Raw genomic sequence first — 16,978 nt, 5'->3', positions numbered from 1 at the left:
AATCGGGAGCCGAGACATGACTTCAACGAACAAGTGGAAGACCGCGATATGCGTGCTCGCGAGCGCGCTCCTGGTCGCGCCCGTGAGCCGCGCGCAGAGCGACGCGACGATCTCGCCTTTGATGAAGCAGATCAACAACGGCAACTGGCTCGATGCCAGGGAAGCCGAGAGCCTGCGCGACGAACTCGTGTATCAGCGCGCCGTCTATGCCTACATGACGATGCTTCCCGCGCTCAACGTGATCGGCATGCGCGATGGCTCGGAGAAGGCTTTCGGCGGCGGCTACAACGTGCTGCCGATCTGGAAGCAGCGCATGGACTCGCGCACCATGGTGCCCACGCCGAACGCGGACGTGATCTATTCGATGAGCTATCTCGATCTGAAGAAGACCGGTCCGCTCGTGGTGAAGGCGCCGCCGAACGTCATCGGCATGTTCACGGATTTCTTTCAGCGGACCATCACCGACGTGGGCGCGATCGGCCCGGACCGCGCGCGCGGCGGCCTTTATCTGCTATTGCCGCCGGATTACACCGGCCCGATTCCGGCGAGCTATTTCGCGTTCAGGTCATCGACGTATAACGTCTTCCTGTTCTTCCGGACGATCATGGGCAAGGGCGACGGCAAGCCGGACCCCGCGCCCGCCGTCAAAGCGGCCGAATCGACCCGCGTCTATCCGCTATGGGCCACGGAAAAGGACATCAAGCCGATGGAATTTCCCGACGCGAGCGGCAAGCGCGTGAACATGATGTATCCGACCGACCAGGCGTACTGGACCAAGCTCAAGGAGTTCGTCGACTACGAGCCGGTCTCGGCGATCGATCCGGAATTGCGCGGGGTGCTCGCGTCCATCGGCATCGTCAAGGGCGAGCCGTTCAAGCCGGACAGCCATCAACAAGCGGCGTTGCAAAAGGCGGTTCAGACCGCGCCGAAGATGATCATGGCCATGCGTCAGCTCGGTCGCGACGACGGCCGCAATCGCTATTACAAGGACCGTCAGTGGGAAACCGCATGGGCGGGCGGCACGGCCGACTGGATGCAGGAGAGCTATCTGGATGTGAACCAGCGCGCCGGCTTCTTCCAGTACGCGTATTCGTCCGCGCCGGCGATGGTCATGAAGACCACGGGCGCGGGCTCCAAGTATCCGTACACCGCGCGCGATGCGAGCGGCAGTCTTCTAAACGGATCGAGCACATACAAGCTGCGGCTTCCGCCCAACGCGCCTGCCGCCTTGTTCTGGGCTGTCACGGCCTACAACGTGACCGACGGCACCATGCCGGAAACCTCGCAACTGCTTCCGTCGACCAACGGCTACTACGACATCCCGAAGCAGGCGGACGGTTCGATCGAGATCTGGTTCGGGCCGCAAAAGCCGCAGGATGTGGCGGATGCCGCTTTCATCCAGACCGTCCCCGGCAGGGCTTTTCTCGTGGCGCTGCGGCTCTACGGCGCCGAAGACGCTTTCTATGACCAGACCTGGAAGCCCGACGACATCGTTCGAGTGAAGTAATTGGGCTTGCGACGCCGTATCTGGCAAAGGACATCGACAATGAGCGAAAAGGACGACGTGAACGTGAACCGGCGGACCCTTGCCTTGCTGAGCGGAGCGTTGCCGCTCGCCTGTGCAGCGCTGTCGGCGATACCGCGGGCAGCCATCGCCGCGAAGGCGAAAGACGATGCATCGACGAAAGCGGATTCGGTCGCGCCTCCGGCGGCATCCGAAACCATGCCGCCACCCGGCTTGCCGATGCACCCCGCGTATGCGCAGGTGATCGCGCGCATGGCCTATGTCTGGGGCTGGCCGATGGTGAACATGCTCAACCGCAACGCGCGCATCACGCAGGCGCCGCACCCCGGCCTCATCAACGGCGTGTTACCGGCCGCGCCGCGCGGACAAGTCGGCATGCTGCACGATTACATCGATCCCGCCGAAACCTTCGTGACCTGCCCGAATCAGGACGTGGTCTACGGGCTCGGCTTCTTCTCGCTCGACGAAGAGCCGGTGGTGGCGCAAGTGCCCGACTTCGGCGATCGCTTCTGGGTCTATGCGTTGTATGACGCGCGGACCAACCAGTTCGGGCATCTGGGCAAGCCCTACAAATCGCGGCCGGGCTTCTATCTGCTCGTCGGACCCAAATGGAAGGGCGCGAAGCCGGCGGGCATCACGTCGATCATCCGCTGCCCGACGGCGCTCGCCAACGCCATCCCGCGCGTCTTTCAGAACGACACGCCCGAGGACAAGCAGGCGATTCAAGCGGTGCTCAACCAGATCGTCTTTTATCCGCTGAAGCAATTCGACGGCCGCAAGAAAACGATCGACTGGAGTCAGTCGCCGACCATTCCGGGACCGCAAGGCGACGGCGGCGGCGAGACGAAATGGGTGATTCCGGAGAAGTTTTTCGATGAGTTCGATCAGGTGCTCGACACCGTTCCGCTGCTGCCCGGCGAGGAAGCGCTCTACGCGCAGTTCAGATCGATGATGGAAGCGGCGAAGCGCGATCCTGAAATCAACAAGACGCTGGTGTCGACCGCTGTCGATACCGAACGGGATGTCATCGCGCCTTTCTTCGAATGGCGGCACAACGGACTGCCGGCGGGCAACAACTGGAACCGTTCGACGAACAATGCGCAGACCGGCTTCGACTACTTCGACCGGACGGGCACCGCCAAGTCGAACATGTTCGACAACCGGCCCAACGAGACGCAGTATTTTTATACGGATGTCGATGCATCGGGGAATGCGCTCAGTGGCTCGAATACCTATGCCATCGAATTCGGGAAAGGGGAGGAGCCGCCCGTCAATGGCTTCTGGTCGCTGACGCTCTATAACGACAAGCATCTTTTTCATCCCAACGATCTCAGACGCTATTCGCTCGGCACGAAAAACACGACCCTGAAGCGCAATGCGGACGGATCGCTCACGCTCTACGCCGGCGCGAAGTCACCGGGCGGCGAGCGGGAGACGAACTGGTTGCCGGCGCCGGACGGTGCGTTCTCGTTGTATATCCGCGCCTACTGGGGCCGGCAACCCATTCTCGACGGTTCGTGGAAGCCGCCGCAGATTCGAAAGCTGGCCTGATTGTCGGCGATCGAGATAGGCTGAAGACCGGCATCGACCGCTGCAACGCACCGTTCGGCGGTCGATAGCGGCACTAAAAAACGCGCGCTTTCGCTCGCGCGGTCTCCTTCGTCTCGACGACATCTTTTACCGAATAGTTAAGCCACCCGCCTGTTAATTCAATAGACGGGTATCCGGGCGCGGGAAGAAGATGTCGTCAACGAGATCAGTACCCAAGGAGACTAAGTTGACCAGGAAGGTTCACCTCAAACTCGCGATCGCCGAGCATCCGCATACCTCGGCCATTCGCGACGGCTCGATTCCGATCGAAGGCGTGGACGCCGAGTTCATCACGGTAGAGCCGCAGATCGGCGCGTTTCGGCGCATGGTGCGCGATGTGGAATTCGACGTATGCGAGCTCGCGCCGACGACCTACATCATCGCGCGTGCATACGGGGCGCCGTTCGTGGCGCTGCCGATCTTCGTGGTGCGCCGCTTTCATCACTCGGGACTGCTGGTGCGCCCGGACGCGGGCATCGAGACGCCGAAGGATCTGGAAGGCAAGAAGGTGGGCGTGCGCGCGTATTCGGTGACGACGGGCGCATGGACGCGTCAGGTGCTGATGGACGAATACGGGCTGGATCCGTCGAAGGTGACGTGGGTGGTCGACGACGAAGAGCACGTCACGCAACTGAAGCTGCCGCCCAACGTGATTCACGCGCCGCAAGGCAGTTCGCTGGCGGAGATGATGGAGAAGGGCGAGCTGGTGGCGGGCATGCACGGCAACGCGGGGATCGGCCGCACGGGCGCGCCGACGGGCGGCTGGAAGGAAGTGGAAGCGGATTATCCGGATCTGTTTCCGAATGCGGCGGAACTCGAAGCGGAGTACTACGCGCGCACGGGCGTGTATCCGATGCACGGGACGATCGTGGTGAAGGACGCGGTGCTGGCCGAGCATCCGTGGGTGGCGAAGTCGATCTACGACGCGTTCGAGCGGGCGAAGCAGGAATGGCTCGCGAAGCTGAACGCGGGCGAGCTGAGGGACAAGAAGAACAGGAAGTATCTGGAATTGCAGAAGATCGTGGGTCGCGACCCGCTGCCGTATGGACTCGAAGAGAACCGCAAGACCATCGAAGCGCTGGAGGCGACGGCGTTCAAGCAGGGCCTGACGCCGCGGCGCATGTCCATGAGCGAGCTGTTCGTCGATCCCCGCGTCTGAACCTGCGCGGAAGGCACCGGAACTCGATTCTCGACTTCCGCTTCGCCCTGGTTTCACGCGTGGCAACCGTGGACCTCGGCTCGTTGCGCGAGCGCTAGCCGCTTTCGATCATTTCAAGGAAACGACCCTCGCTCGCCCTGTGGGCACGAGCCGGCTTGCGCGCGAGCTTAACCATTCGCTCAAGCGAAACGCGGTTTTTTTCAATTTACCCACAGCACCGCGCTGGCAGAATTTCAGTGCGTTACAAGCAAACAAATAAACGAAGAACGTGATTCACGACCGGCACGGCGAATGGCTTCGACTCGCTCGCGCGGCAATGCGTGGATCGCAAGGAGACAGAGACGATCATGAAATACAAGGCCCTCGGCTTTGCCTGTGTCGCATTGATGTTCAATGCGCCTGCGTGGGCGCAGGATGAGGAAGCGGGCTCACCGCCCGAGAAGCCCGCCGGCGCCAGCACGGTCACGCTGTACGGCCTGATCGATCAGGGCGTCGAGTTCGTCAACAACGTGGCCAAGGGAAAAACCGCTACGGCCAATTCGTGGCGCACGGGCGATGGCACCGCGACGTCCTATTTCGGATTGCGCGGCAGCGAGGACCTCGGCGGCGGCGTCCGGGCCATATTCGACTTGCAGGGCGGATTCCAGCCGAACAACGGCACCTCGCGGCAGGGCGGACGGCTGTTCGGGCGGCAGTCTTATGTCGGCATCGACGGCAAATATGGCCGCCTGACCATCGGCCGCCAATACACGATGCGCTTCTTCGGCATCTCGTTCATCAATCCGTTCGGCACGGGCGCACAGGGTCTCACGACGCTCGACAACGGCATCGCCAACGCGCGCGCCGATAACTCCATCAGCTATCGCTATTTCCTCGGCGATTTCGAAGCGGGCGTGAACTACAGCTTCGGCCGCGATGCCGTGGCCGGAAACAGCAATGTCGCGACGAATTGCCCGGGGCAGACATCGCCTTCCAACCAGTGCCGCGAGTACTCGGCGCTCTTCAAGTACGACGCGCACACCTGGGGCGTGGCCACCTCCTATGAACGAAACTACGGCGGCACGGCAGCGACCTATGGCGGCCTGACTTCGCCGGATCTCACCGACAGCCGCTTCACGCTCGGCGGCTACTTCCTGATCCGCAACGCCAAGTTCGGTGTGGGCTGGATCAAGCGCGTGAACGAAGGCATCGCCACGCCGAGAAGCAATCTGTTCTGGGTGACGGGCACGGTTCCGGTGACGCCGTTCTTCCATATCGACGGCATGGTGGCGCAACTCAGATACGAGCATTCGCCCAATAAGGCGCTGATCGAAGTCTTGCGCGGCGAATACTTCCTGTCCAAACGCACGTTGCTGTACGTTACGGCCGAGCATATCAACAACTCGGGAGATCTCGCGCTCGCGGCCACGACGATCACGCCGGTTCCCACACCGCCGGTCGGCGGCGCTCAGATCTCCGTCATCGCCGGCATCAGGCATACGTTCTGAACCTCGTCACGGCGACACAGCTTCGCCGTCGAAACCCCGAGCGCGGGAGCGTCATCCTGCTCTCGGGGTTTTTTCGATGGCGCAAGGCCGGGATTTCAGGAAACGAGCTTCGCCGCGGCCTTCGCCGCCGACATGTCGGCCACGGCATCGAACGATTGCTTCTGCCCGAGGCTGCCCAGGCCGATATACATGTTCTGCAGATAATCGATATCGCCGCGCGCCAGCGACAGATCCCGGGAATAGGGCCGCTGCGCCTGATTGAAGGTCCACGTAGCGTCCGCCGATGCCGCATCGAACTTCTTTTGCGCGTGTCGGCGAGCATCGAAAAATGCGTCACGCGATGCCGGCGACATCAGATACTCGTAAAGCGCGCCATAGGCGGCCATGACCGCGACGAGTCCTTCATGCTTGCCGGCGAGCGCGGAATCGGACGCATAGGCGGTCTGGAAGATGCAATGCGGCAAGGCCTGCCACATGTCGGCTTCGCGGATGACCGTGAGCCCGTCCTGGTCGTTCAGATGCGAGACGCTCGCGCAGCAGGCATCGGCCTCGCCCCTCGCGACCGCGTCATGGCACTGGTCGTTGCTCCCCTTGTCGACAAACTTCACCTTCGAAGCGTCGACGCCTTTTTCCTTCATCAGTTGCAGCATCAGCGTGTGCAGCAAGCCGTGCGCCGGTCCGACCGCGACTGTCCTGCCCTGCAGATCGTCGAGCGTCTTCATGCCTTCCGGCCTTGCGAAGACGGTCAGCGCGCATTTCTTCATCCCGGCGCCGACGATCTTGACTCTGGCGCCTTGCGCGATGCGCGTGAGCACCATGTTGTAGCCCGACACCATGCAGACATCGGCGGCGCCGTCGGCGATGGCGTCGAACGGGCCGGTCGCGCCGGGGATCTCGACGATCCGCGCATCGACGCCGAATTGCCTGAAATACCCCATTTCGTCCATCAGCGCGTTCAGCGTCGCGTTCTCCAGGCCCGGATTGCTGACGATCCGGATCTGCCCGGCGGCCGCCCGCGCGATATAGGGCGCGCACAGTCCGCTCGCGGCGACGCTCAGTCCGAGAAGACCGGCGCTGCGCAAGAAGCGGCGGCGGCTGTGGTGATGGGTCATGGGTGCTGTCTCCGTGCGCCGTGCAGATGAGAAACGGGTCAGGGCGCACGCGTTGCGCGTGACGCGCGAACCCCGGGCGTAATGCGCATCGGGATTTTGCCCGCGTATCGCCGGATGGTCGATTGAGTAAAATGGCCGTAAGCTTAACGAGTTGGTAAAACGCCTGGGAGAGATGGACGACGTGTCGGAACTCGACTGGTATCTGCAGATCAACCTGAAGGCGCGGCACTTGCGCCTGCTCGTGACCATCGACACGTATCGCAATCTGAGCCAGGTCGCCGAAGTCACGCACGTCACCGTGCCCGCCGTGTCGAAGTCGCTCTCCGAGCTCGAACGGGGGCTCGGACTCACGCTGTTTTCGCGCACCGCCCAGGGCCTCGTGCCGACACCGTACGGCGACTGCCTCGTGCGCCACGCGCGATCGATGCTGACGATCCTGCATCAGGCACGCGACGAACTGAAGGCGCTGAGTTCCGGAACGGAGGGCAAGGTTCACATCGGCATGCTGCCCGCGTCGGCTTCGGTGCTGCTGACGCAGGCGTTGAGCCTGCTGAAGCAGCGCTCGCCGGGCACGAACGTGACGGTCATCGAGGGCACGACGGCTTCGCTGCTGCCCGAGCTCTGGCAGGGCCATCTCGACCTCGTCGTGGGCCGTCTGCCCGCGCCGGACACGCTCGGCAGCTTCGAGGAACGGGAGCTGCTGGAGGAGCCGGTAACGCTCGTGACCGGGCGTCAGCATCCGCTGGCACGCAGGAAAACCCTGACATGGGCGGATCTCAAACCCTATCCGTGGATTCTTCCGCCCGTCGGCTCGATCCTGCGCGACCCGCTCGAGCGCGCGCTCGAAGCGCACGATGTGCCGCTGACCAACAACTACATCGAAACGCTTTCGGTGCACGTCGTGCGCGCGCATCTGCAAGTATCGGATTGCATCGCCGTGATGGCCGATACCTCCGCAAACGACGCCACTCAGCCCCAGCCGCTCCACACGCTGCCGCTGTCCCTTCCCCGGCTCCTGCGACCGGCCGGCGTGCTCTGGAACCGTATTCGCGGGCTGACGCCCTCGGCGAAACTCATGGTGTCCTGCCTCGAAGACACCGCGCAGCGACTCGCCGAAAAGGGACAGGGCACGCGCTAGTCCGCGGACGGAAGGCACGCCCGACGCCGCTCTGCACCGTCGCCGCGGCCTTAACCATTTGCTCAATTCGCTGGCTGTTTTTCTCAATCGACCCCTCTCCGGCGCGCTGGCAGAATTTCACTGCGTTCACACATAAACGAACGTCAGCGCGATCCACCATCGGATACGAAGGCGTCTTCAATGCGACATGAAGACGGATCGCGGATCAATACATGGAGACAGGGACGACTATGAACTACAGGACCGCGATCTGCGCGTGTGCGGCGCTGTTCGGTTTCGCCGCGACGACGCTTGCCGCGCCCGCTTCCGATCGGTCGGTCGAGAATTTCTATCGCGGCAAGGCGTTGACCCTGGTCGTCAGCGCCGACGCGGGCACTCCGACCGACATCATCGCGCGTCAGTTCTCGCGCTTCTTCGTCAAGTACGTTCCCGGCCATCCGAAAGCGGTGGTGATGAATGTCGTCGGCGCGGGCGGCATGGTCGCGGCTGCGTCGTTGCAGTCCAGACAGCCGAGCGACGGAACGGTCATCGGCTTTCTTCAGCGCAACAACCTCTATATTCCGCTGCTCGATCAGAGACAGAGCCGCTTCGACCCGCGCAAGGTCCGATGGCTCGGCAGTCTCAACAAGGTCGAGTACTGCCTCGTTTCCATGACCCGCTCGGGCGTGACCACCGCCGACGATCTGAGCAAGAAGAAGATGTACATCGGCGCGACCGGCTTCGCCAACGAGGACCGCACGCTGCCCGCGCTGCTCGATGAATATCTCGGCGCGAAGATGAGCATCGTGCCGGGTTACACGGGACGCGGCGAAGTGTATCTGGCGATGCAGCGCGGCGAAGTCGACGGATGGGCCTCGACCATCGACGGTCTGCAGCAGGGCGAACCGGTGCGCATGCTCCGCGACGGCAAGATGAAAGTGCTGCTGCATCTCGGCTGGAAAAGCCCCGCCGCCTATGCGGATGTGCCGAACCTGAGCGCCTACATCACGCAGCCCGACGTAAAGGCGCTGTTCAACCTGTTCCTGTTGCCGTTCCAGGCGGGGCGTCCGATCGCCGTGCCGAAGGACGTGCCCGAGGATCGCCTGAACGCGCTGCGCGATGCGTTTGCGAAGACCATCGCGGATCCGGATTTCATCGACGCGATGAAGCAGTCGGGCTATCCGATCGATCCCATCGACGGCAATGCGGTGGAGCAGATCGTGAGCAAGCTGTACGCGACGCCCGAGCCGCAGCTCGAGGCTGCGCGCAAGCTCATCTTCAGTTCGCACTGAGCGCACGAAACGAAACGAGTCATGAGCCTCACGCGGGTGCATGACAGCCCATCATCAAGAGGTCACGACACATGACGCCCGAAATCATCGACATTCATCCCCACATCATTTCGACCGACACGGTTCGCTATCCGATCGCGCCTCAGCACGGACATCGCTCGACATGGTCGGCCACGCGCCCGATCACGTTCGAGCAACTGATCGCGGAGATGGACGAAGCCGGCGTCGCCAAAGCGGCGATCGTGCATTCGTCGACGACGTACGGCACCAACAACGCGTATGTCGCCGACAGCGTGGCGCAGGATCCGAAGCGCTTCACCGGCGTCTATTCCTTCGACCTGCTCGCGCCCGACGCGTTGAAGACCTTCGATGGCTGGCTCGCCAACGGCATGGGCGGCATTCGGCTCTTCACCGGCGGCGCGACGCATCAGAGCGATGGAAGCTGGCTCGTCGATCCGGCGACCTTCTCGATCTGGGAACGCTGCGCGGAGATCGGCATGACGATGGCGGTTCAGACGACACCCGACGGCCTGTCGATGGTCGCCGAGCTGGCCGAACGTTTCCCCGGCGTGAAGATCGCGCTCGATCATTGCGGCCGCCCGAATCTCGAAGAAGGCCCGCCGTATGCGAGCTGTGCCGCGCTCTTCGATCTGGCGAAGCACGACAACGTCTACATGAAGATCACGCCGCGCACATTCGATCTCGCGCAGGCGGCGCCGGGCGGCGCGGAGCCGTTCTTCGCGCGTCTCGTCGAGGTGTTCGGCGCCGATCATCTGGCCTTCGGCTCCAACTATCCGGCGTCCAAGGGACCGTTGAAGACGCTGATCGAGCAGGGCCAGGCCTGTTTCGCGGGTCTCGGCGACGACGACCGCGCGTGGGTGTGGGGCCGCACGGCGAAAGTGCTTTATCCGATGCTCGCGGACTGAAGCGCGCGCGACGGCTGCAACTGCTTGACCTACAACAGCGTGAGCCGACAGAGCTTGCCACTTAATCAGGATGACGCATGGAATTTTTCAATGATGCAACGCTGTTGGCAGCAGGCCATGCGTTGTCGACGCTCCTGCAATTCAACCGCCTGATCTTTCTCGTGTTCGGCGTCGTGGTCGGACTGGCGATCGGCTTGCTGCCCGGAATCGGAGGACTGACCGGCTTCGCGCTGCTCGTGCCGTTCACCTACACGATGGACCCCTACGCGGCGTTCGCGATGCTGCTCGGCATGGCATCGGTCATCACGACATCGGACGTGATTCCTGCGGTGCTCTTCGGCGTGCCGGGCCACGCGGCCTCGCAGGCCACCGTGCTCGACGGCCTGCCGATGACCAAACGCGGCGAGGCGTCGCGCGCGCTGAGTGCGTGCTACATGTCGTCGCTGCTCGGCGGGCTGATCGGCGCGGTGATTCTCGCCGTCTCGCTGCCGCTGGTGCGGCCTTTCGTGCTGTCGATCGGCACGCCGGAAATGCTCGGCCTCACGATCTTCGGCGTCTCGATGGTATCCGCGCTCTCGGGCAATGCGCCGCTGCGCGGCGTGGTCGCGGCGTGCTTCGGCATTCTGGTCGGCATGATCGGCACCAATGTCGCGACGGGGCAGATGCGCTGGACCGGCGACATCCTTTATCTGCAGGACGGCATTCCGCTCGTGCCGATCATCCTCGGCATCTTCGCGCTGCCGGAATTGTGCGAGCTCGCCATCCGGCGCACGGCGATCGCGGAAAACATGCAGTTCACTTCGCGTCAGGGCATGAAGCAGGGCGTAGTCGACAGCCTGCGCAACTGGTTCCTCGTGCTGCGCTGCGGCGGGCTCGGGGCGGTGCTCGGCGCGGTGCCGGGCATCACCGGCGCGGTGACGGACTGGATCGCCTACGGTCATGCGTTGCAGACGGCGAAGGGCGCGAAGCAGACCTTCACCACGGGCGACGTGCGCGGCGTGATCGCGCCCGAAGCGGCCAACAATGCGCGCGAGGGCGGCAGCCTCGTGCCGATGCTGTCCTTCGGCGTGCCCGGCGGCGCGGCACAGGCCATCCTGCTCGGCGCGATGATGGTGCACGGCTTCATACCCGGCCCCGACATGCTGACCAAGCATCTCGACTTCACCTATTCGATGGTCTGGTCGATCGCGCTCGCCAACATCTTCGGCGCGGGTCTGTGCTTCCTGCTCTCCGGCCAGTTCGCGAAGATCTCGACGCTGCGCTACACGCTCATTCTGCCGGTCATCATGCCGGTCATCTATGTCGGCGCGTTTCAGGGCTCGCGCAGCTGGGGCGACCTGTTCGTGTTGCTGGTGGCCGGCGTCATCGGCTGGACGATGAAGCGCCTCAAATGGGCGCGCCCGCCGCTGATCCTCGGCCTCGTGCTCGGCGTGCTGATGGAGCGCTACATGTCGATCTCCTTCGTGCGCTACGGCACCGATTGGCTCACGCGGCCCGTCGTCATGGTGCTGCTGACGCTCGCCGCGCTCGTGTTCTTCAAGCCGCTGTTCAACGCGCTGCGCACCGGCGGCTTCGCGCGCCTCAAGCCGAGCGGCAAGATCGTGCTCAAGCGCGAGGACCTCGTCTATGTGTTCTTCATCGGCATCGGCGTCGTCATGCTGGTGAGTTCGCAGGGATGGCTGCTGATGGCGCGCATCGGGCCGACGGTGGTGGCCAGCATCCTTATCATCGCGGCGAGCGTCAGTCTCGCGTACAAGGTCTTCGTCATTCCGGCGCACGCGTCGGGGGCGGCGCACGCAGGCGGCGGCATTCATATGGATGTGTCGAGCGATCACGGCGAAAAGCTCGGCACCAAGGTCACGCTGCTGCGCGCGGCACGCTTTCTCGGCTGGTTCGTCGCGTTTCTCGCCTGCATGGCCGTGATCGGCATGCTCCCGACGGTGCCCCTGATGATCGTCGCGTACATGCGCATCGAGGGCCGCGAGTCGTGGCGGCTCAGCGTGATCCTCGCGGTTTGCGTGACCGCGTTCCTGTATCTGGTCTTCGATCAGATCATCCACATTCCCTGGCCGGACAGCTTCCTCGGGCAATGGTTTCCCGCGCTGGGCGGCGGCGCCTGAAGCGCGTCGGGCAAGGGCTGTCTGAACAACCCGCGAACACGCATCACATCGATGGAAGAAAACAGCATGTCGGACAATCGACTCGCGCGTATCGACGCTCGGAACGCGACCGAGGAGCAGAGCAAGGTCATCGCGCGGCTGGGCGAAGGGCGCGGACGCATTCCCACGCCGTTCAACATCTGGCTGCACAACCCGCGTCTTGCCGAAGGCATGGAGATCATCGGCACGCACGTCGACCATTCGCCGGTGCTGAGCGAAGCGGAAAGCGAAGTGGCGATCCTCTCGACGGCCGTGTTCTGGAATGCGCGTTATGTCATCGCGAATCATCGCCGGCACGCGCTGAAGTCCGGCGTACCGGAAGACGTGGTGAACGCGATCCTCGAGAAGCGGCGGCCCGACGCGGGAGACGACCGTTTCGGTCTGATCTGCGACGCGGTCTGCGACATCCTCGCCGGCGGCGCGATCGACGATGCGCGCTTCACACGCTACGACGCGGCGCTCGGCCGCGCGGTGATCGCCGAGCTGCTCGTCACCGTCGGCTATTTCACGTCGATATCGCTCGGCATGAGCTTGCACGCGCTTCAGCCGAAGGACTGAGTCCTCAACGAGATCGTAAAGCCGCGGGAGGAACACGACGTGTCTGGGCTTGACTGGTATTTGCAGATCAACCTGAAGGCGCGGCATCTGCGCCTGCTCGTGACGATCGATACATATCGCAATCTGACGCAGGTTGCCGATGTCACTCATGTGACGGTGCCCGCGGTATCGAAGTCGCTCGCCGAACTGGAGCGCGGCATCGGGCTCACGCTTTTTTCGCGCACGGCGCAAGGTCTCGTGCCGACGCCGTATGGCGATTGCCTGATTCGTCATGCGCGGGAGATGTTGACCATCCTGCATCAGGCGCGTGACGAGCTGAAGGCGCTCAGTTCGGGAACCGAGGGCAAGGTGCATATCGGCATGTTGCCCGCGTCGGCGTCGGCGCTTTTGCCGCAGGCGTTAAGCCTGCTGAAGAACCGGTCGCCGGGCACCAACGTGACGGTCATCGAAGGAACGACGTCGTCCTTGCTTCCCGAACTCTGGCAAGGGCGTCTCGATCTCGTCGTGGGACGTCTTCCCGCGCCGGACGCGCTCGGCAGCTTCGAAGAGAAGGAGCTGCTCGAAGAGCCCGTGACCCTGATGACGGGCCGTCACCATCCGCTCGCGCGACGCAAAAGCCTCACGTGGTCGGACCTTCATCCCTATCCGTGGATTTTGCCGCCGCCCGGCTCGATCCTGCGCGATCCGCTCGAACGGGCGCTCGAAGCGCACAACGTGCCGCTCACGACCAACTACATCGAGACGCTCTCCGTTCACGTCGCGCGGGCGCATCTGCAGATATCGGACTTCATCGCGGTGATGGCCGGCACGCCGGCCAACGACACGACCCAGCCGCTCCATACGCTGCCGTTGAGCCTGCCCCGGTTGTTGCGGCCCGCCGGCGTGATGTGGAACCGCAATCGAGGCCTGACGCCCAGCGCGCAACTGATGATCGCGTGTCTGGAAGAGGCGGCGCAGCAGCTTAGAGCGAGTGCCGATGCGACGTCGAAAGCGAAGCGGATCGATCAATCGCACGACGTTGTGTGAGGCGCTGCGTTAACCAAACGGTAATGCCTTTACCAAATAGTTAAGCCACCCGCCTGTTAATTCAATAGACGGGTATCCGGGCGCGGGAAGAAGATGTCGTCAACGAGATCAGTACCCAAGGAGACTAAGTTGACCAGGAAGGTTCACCTCAAACTCGCGATCGCCGAGCATCCGCATACCTCGGCCATTCGCGACGGCTCGATTCCGATCGAAGGCGTGGACGCCGAGTTCATCACGGTAGAGCCGCAGATCGGCGCGTTTCGGCGCATGGTGCGCGATGTGGAATTCGACGTATGCGAGCTCGCGCCGACGACCTACATCATCGCGCGTGCATACGGGGCGCCGTTCGTGGCGCTGCCGATCTTCGTGGTGCGCCGCTTTCATCACTCGGGACTGCTGGTGCGCCCGGACGCGGGCATCGAGACGCCGAAGGATCTGGAAGGCAAGAAGGTGGGCGTGCGCGCGTATTCGGTGACGACGGGCGCATGGACGCGTCAGGTGCTGATGGACGAATACGGGCTGGATCCGTCGAAGGTGACGTGGGTGGTCGACGACGAAGAGCACGTCACGCAACTGAAGCTGCCGCCCAACGTGATTCACGCGCCGCAAGGCAGTTCGCTGGCGGAGATGATGGAGAAGGGCGAGCTGGTGGCGGGCATGCACGGCAACGCGGGGATCGGCCGCACGGGCGCGCCGACGGGCGGCTGGAAGGAAGTGGAAGCGGATTATCCGGATCTGTTTCCGAATGCGGCGGAACTCGAAGCGGAGTACTACGCGCGCACGGGCGTGTATCCGATGCACGGGACGATCGTGGTGAAGGACGCGGTGCTGGCCGAGCATCCGTGGGTGGCGAAGTCGATCTACGACGCGTTCGAGCGGGCGAAGCAGGAATGGCTCGCGAAGCTGAACGCGGGCGAGCTGAGGGACAAGAAGAACAGGAAGTATCTGGAATTGCAGAAGATCGTGGGTCGCGACCCGCTGCCGTATGGACTCGAAGAGAACCGCAAGACCATCGAAGCGCTGGAGGCGACGGCGTTCAAGCAGGGCCTGACGCCGCGGCGCATGTCCATGAGCGAGCTGTTCGTCGATCCCCGCGTTTGAACCTAGCACGGAAACCCAAGAACATGATTATCGATTGCCACGGTCACTTCACGACCGTTCCCGCATCGTTTCGCGCATGGCGCGCGAAGCAAATCGAATCGGCCAACGATCCGGCCAACGCACCGTCGCTCTCCGGCGCGCATGTGAACGACGACGAGATCCGCGAAGGCGTGGGCAACGGCCAGTTGCGCCTGCAGAAAGAGCGCGGCGGCGACCTCACGCTGTTCTCGCCGATCGCGGGCCTGATGAGTCATCACCTCGGCAACGAGCGCACGAGCCTGGAGTGGGCGGAAGTGTCGAATAACCTCGTGCGCCGCGTGTGCGACCTCTACCCGGAGAACTTCGTGCCGGTGTGCCAGTTGCCTCAGTCGCCTTCGGCGCCGCCGAAGAACTCGGTGGCGGAGCTGCGCCGCTGCGTCGAGGAGATGGGCTTCGTCGGCTGCAATCTGAATCCGGACCCGAGCGGCGGCTACTGGACCGGCAAGCCGATGACGGACCGCGAGTGGTATCCGCTGTACGAAGCGCTGTGCGATCTGGACGTGCCGGCGATGATCCACGTCGCGGCGTCGTGCAATCCGTGCCATCACGGCACCGGCGCGCATTACCTGAACGCGGATACCTCGGTGTTCATGCAGTTGCTGCAGGGCGATCTGTTCAAGGACTTCCCGACGCTGCGCCTCGTGATTCCGCATGGCGGCGGCGCGGTGCCGTATCACTGGGGACGCTATCGCGGCATGTCGCTGGAAATGGCGAATCGTCCGCTCGAGGGCCTCTTGAACAACATCTTCTTCGATACGTGCGTGTATCACCATCCGGGCGTGGAACTGCTGACCAAGGTGGTGCCGACGAGCAACGTGCTGTTCGGCTCGGAGATGATCGGCGCGGTGCGCGGGCGCGATCCGAACACGGGCGAGTACTTCGACGATACGAAGCGCTACATCGACGCGTGCGAGGCGCTGAGCGAGGCGGACCGGCACGCGATTTTCGAAGGCAACGCTCGGCGCGTGTATCCGCGACTGGACAAGCATCTGAAAGCCAAGGGACTGTGAGGGCAACGTGAACATCATCGACATTCATCCCCACATCGTCTCGGACGACGAGATGCGCTATCCGCCCGCGCCGCTCTTCGGCAAGCGCTCGGACTGGTCGCAGGAGCGTCCCAATACCGTCGAGGCGCTGATCGAAGCGATGGACGCCGCCGGCGTCGCCAAAGCGGCTGTCGTGCATTCGTCGACGACTTACGGTTTCGACAACAGCTATGTCGTCGACGGCTGCAACCAGTACAAGGACCGGCTCATCGCCGTGGGTTCCGTCGACATGCTCGCCGACGATGTGCCCGCGGTCATCAGGCGCTGGGCCGACAAGGGCCTGGCCGGCCTGCGGATCTTCACCGGCGGCTCGACCAAGGACTTCGATCCGAGCGAGCTCGACAATCCCGAATCGTTCAAGGCATGGGAGATGCTCGCCGAGCTGAAGCTGCCGATGTGCATCCAGACCGGACCGGTCGGTCTGCCGCAAGTGCGCATGCTCGCGGAGAAGTTTCCGACGGTGAACATCATCCTCGATCACCTCGCGCGCCCCGACGTGCTCGATGGCCCGCCGTATGCGAACGCGGCGGGCCTGTTCGCGCTGGCCGATCTGCCGAACATCTATATGAAGCTCACGCCGCGCATCTTCGGCGACGTGAAGAAGGAAAAGGCGAGCGCCGCGACATTCTTCCCGCGCGTGGTCGAGGCTTTCGGCGCACAGCGCATGGCGTGGGGCTCGAACTTCCCGACCTCGACCGGCACGCTGAGCGAGATTCTCGCGACGGCCCGGCAAGGCCTCGCCTCCCTCGACGATGAAGACCGCGCGTGGATCTTCGGCAAGACCGCGCAGAAGCTGTATCCGGCCTTGAGCTGAACGATCCGAACGAGTTGACCAGAG

The 16,978-nt window shown here is 63.4% G+C and carries 14 protein-coding genes; 13 read left to right on the top strand and 1 reads right to left on the bottom strand.

Annotated features, from left to right (window positions below):
• Positions 1-16: 16 nt before the first annotated feature.
• From U4Y90_RS24175 to U4Y90_RS24160, 4 genes are all read left to right on the top strand, one after another.
• On the top strand, positions 17-1,507 hold the full coding sequence (locus tag U4Y90_RS24175; protein WP_321798328.1) for a DUF1254 domain-containing protein: 1,491 nt from the start codon (positions 17-19) through the stop codon (positions 1,505-1,507).
• A gap of 39 nt (positions 1,508-1,546) precedes the next feature.
• The gene (locus U4Y90_RS24170) at positions 1,547-3,076 is read left to right on the top strand and encodes a DUF1254 domain-containing protein (protein ID WP_321798326.1); all 1,530 of its coding nucleotides are present in this window, start codon (positions 1,547-1,549) and stop codon (positions 3,074-3,076) included.
• A 226-nt stretch (positions 3,077-3,302) separates the two neighbouring features.
• Positions 3,303-4,274: an ABC transporter substrate-binding protein gene (locus U4Y90_RS24165; protein ID WP_321798312.1), complete on the top strand. Its 972-nt coding sequence runs from the start codon at positions 3,303-3,305 to the stop codon at positions 4,272-4,274.
• A 347-nt stretch (positions 4,275-4,621) separates the two neighbouring features.
• Positions 4,622-5,761 carry a porin gene (locus U4Y90_RS24160; RefSeq protein ID WP_321798324.1) on the top strand — a complete coding sequence of 380 codons (1,140 nt, stop codon included), beginning with the start codon at positions 4,622-4,624 and terminating at the stop codon, positions 5,759-5,761.
• A gap of 95 nt (positions 5,762-5,856) precedes the next feature.
• Here U4Y90_RS24160 and U4Y90_RS24155 read toward each other — a convergent pair whose 3' ends face one another.
• A complete protein-coding gene (locus U4Y90_RS24155; RefSeq protein ID WP_321798322.1) occupies positions 5,857-6,873 on the bottom strand; it encodes an ABC transporter substrate-binding protein in 1,017 nt (338 codons plus the stop codon).
• A 172-nt stretch (positions 6,874-7,045) separates the two neighbouring features.
• Here U4Y90_RS24155 and U4Y90_RS24150 point away from each other — a divergent pair, with 172 nt between their 5' ends.
• From U4Y90_RS24150 to U4Y90_RS24110, 9 genes are all read left to right on the top strand, one after another.
• On the top strand, positions 7,046-8,011 hold the full coding sequence (locus U4Y90_RS24150) for a LysR substrate-binding domain-containing protein (protein WP_321798321.1): 966 nt from the start codon (positions 7,046-7,048) through the stop codon (positions 8,009-8,011).
• Between the two features lie 230 nt (positions 8,012-8,241).
• A complete protein-coding gene (locus tag U4Y90_RS24145; protein ID WP_321798320.1) occupies positions 8,242-9,282 on the top strand; it encodes a Bug family tripartite tricarboxylate transporter substrate binding protein in 1,041 nt (346 codons plus the stop codon).
• Between the two features lie 71 nt (positions 9,283-9,353).
• A complete protein-coding gene (locus U4Y90_RS24140) occupies positions 9,354-10,208 on the top strand; it encodes an amidohydrolase family protein (protein ID WP_321798319.1) in 855 nt (284 codons plus the stop codon).
• Between the two features lie 77 nt (positions 10,209-10,285).
• Entirely contained in the window at positions 10,286-12,328 is a 2,043-nt protein-coding gene (locus U4Y90_RS24135) for a tripartite tricarboxylate transporter permease (RefSeq protein ID WP_321798317.1), read from the top strand.
• Positions 12,329-12,394: 66 nt separating this feature from the next.
• The gene (locus U4Y90_RS24130; protein ID WP_321798316.1) at positions 12,395-12,925 is read left to right on the top strand and encodes a carboxymuconolactone decarboxylase family protein; all 531 of its coding nucleotides are present in this window, start codon (positions 12,395-12,397) and stop codon (positions 12,923-12,925) included.
• Between the two features lie 39 nt (positions 12,926-12,964).
• A complete protein-coding gene (locus tag U4Y90_RS24125) occupies positions 12,965-13,951 on the top strand; it encodes a LysR substrate-binding domain-containing protein (RefSeq protein ID WP_321798314.1) in 987 nt (328 codons plus the stop codon).
• A 129-nt stretch (positions 13,952-14,080) separates the two neighbouring features.
• Positions 14,081-15,052, top strand: coding sequence for an ABC transporter substrate-binding protein (locus U4Y90_RS24120; RefSeq protein ID WP_321798312.1), 972 nt, complete (start codon positions 14,081-14,083; stop codon positions 15,050-15,052).
• 23 nt (positions 15,053-15,075) lie between these two features.
• Positions 15,076-16,101: an amidohydrolase family protein gene (locus tag U4Y90_RS24115; protein WP_321798310.1), complete on the top strand. Its 1,026-nt coding sequence runs from the start codon at positions 15,076-15,078 to the stop codon at positions 16,099-16,101.
• A gap of 7 nt (positions 16,102-16,108) precedes the next feature.
• Entirely contained in the window at positions 16,109-16,954 is an 846-nt protein-coding gene (locus U4Y90_RS24110) for an amidohydrolase family protein (RefSeq protein WP_321798309.1), read from the top strand.
• The last annotated feature ends 24 nt before the right edge of the window (positions 16,955-16,978 follow it).

Source organism: Caballeronia sp. J97 (assembly GCF_905220305.1).
Classification (GTDB): Bacteria; Pseudomonadota; Gammaproteobacteria; order Burkholderiales; family Burkholderiaceae; genus Caballeronia.
Note: the sequence above shows the minus strand (reverse complement) of the source record. Positions and strands in the feature narration are given on the sequence as shown.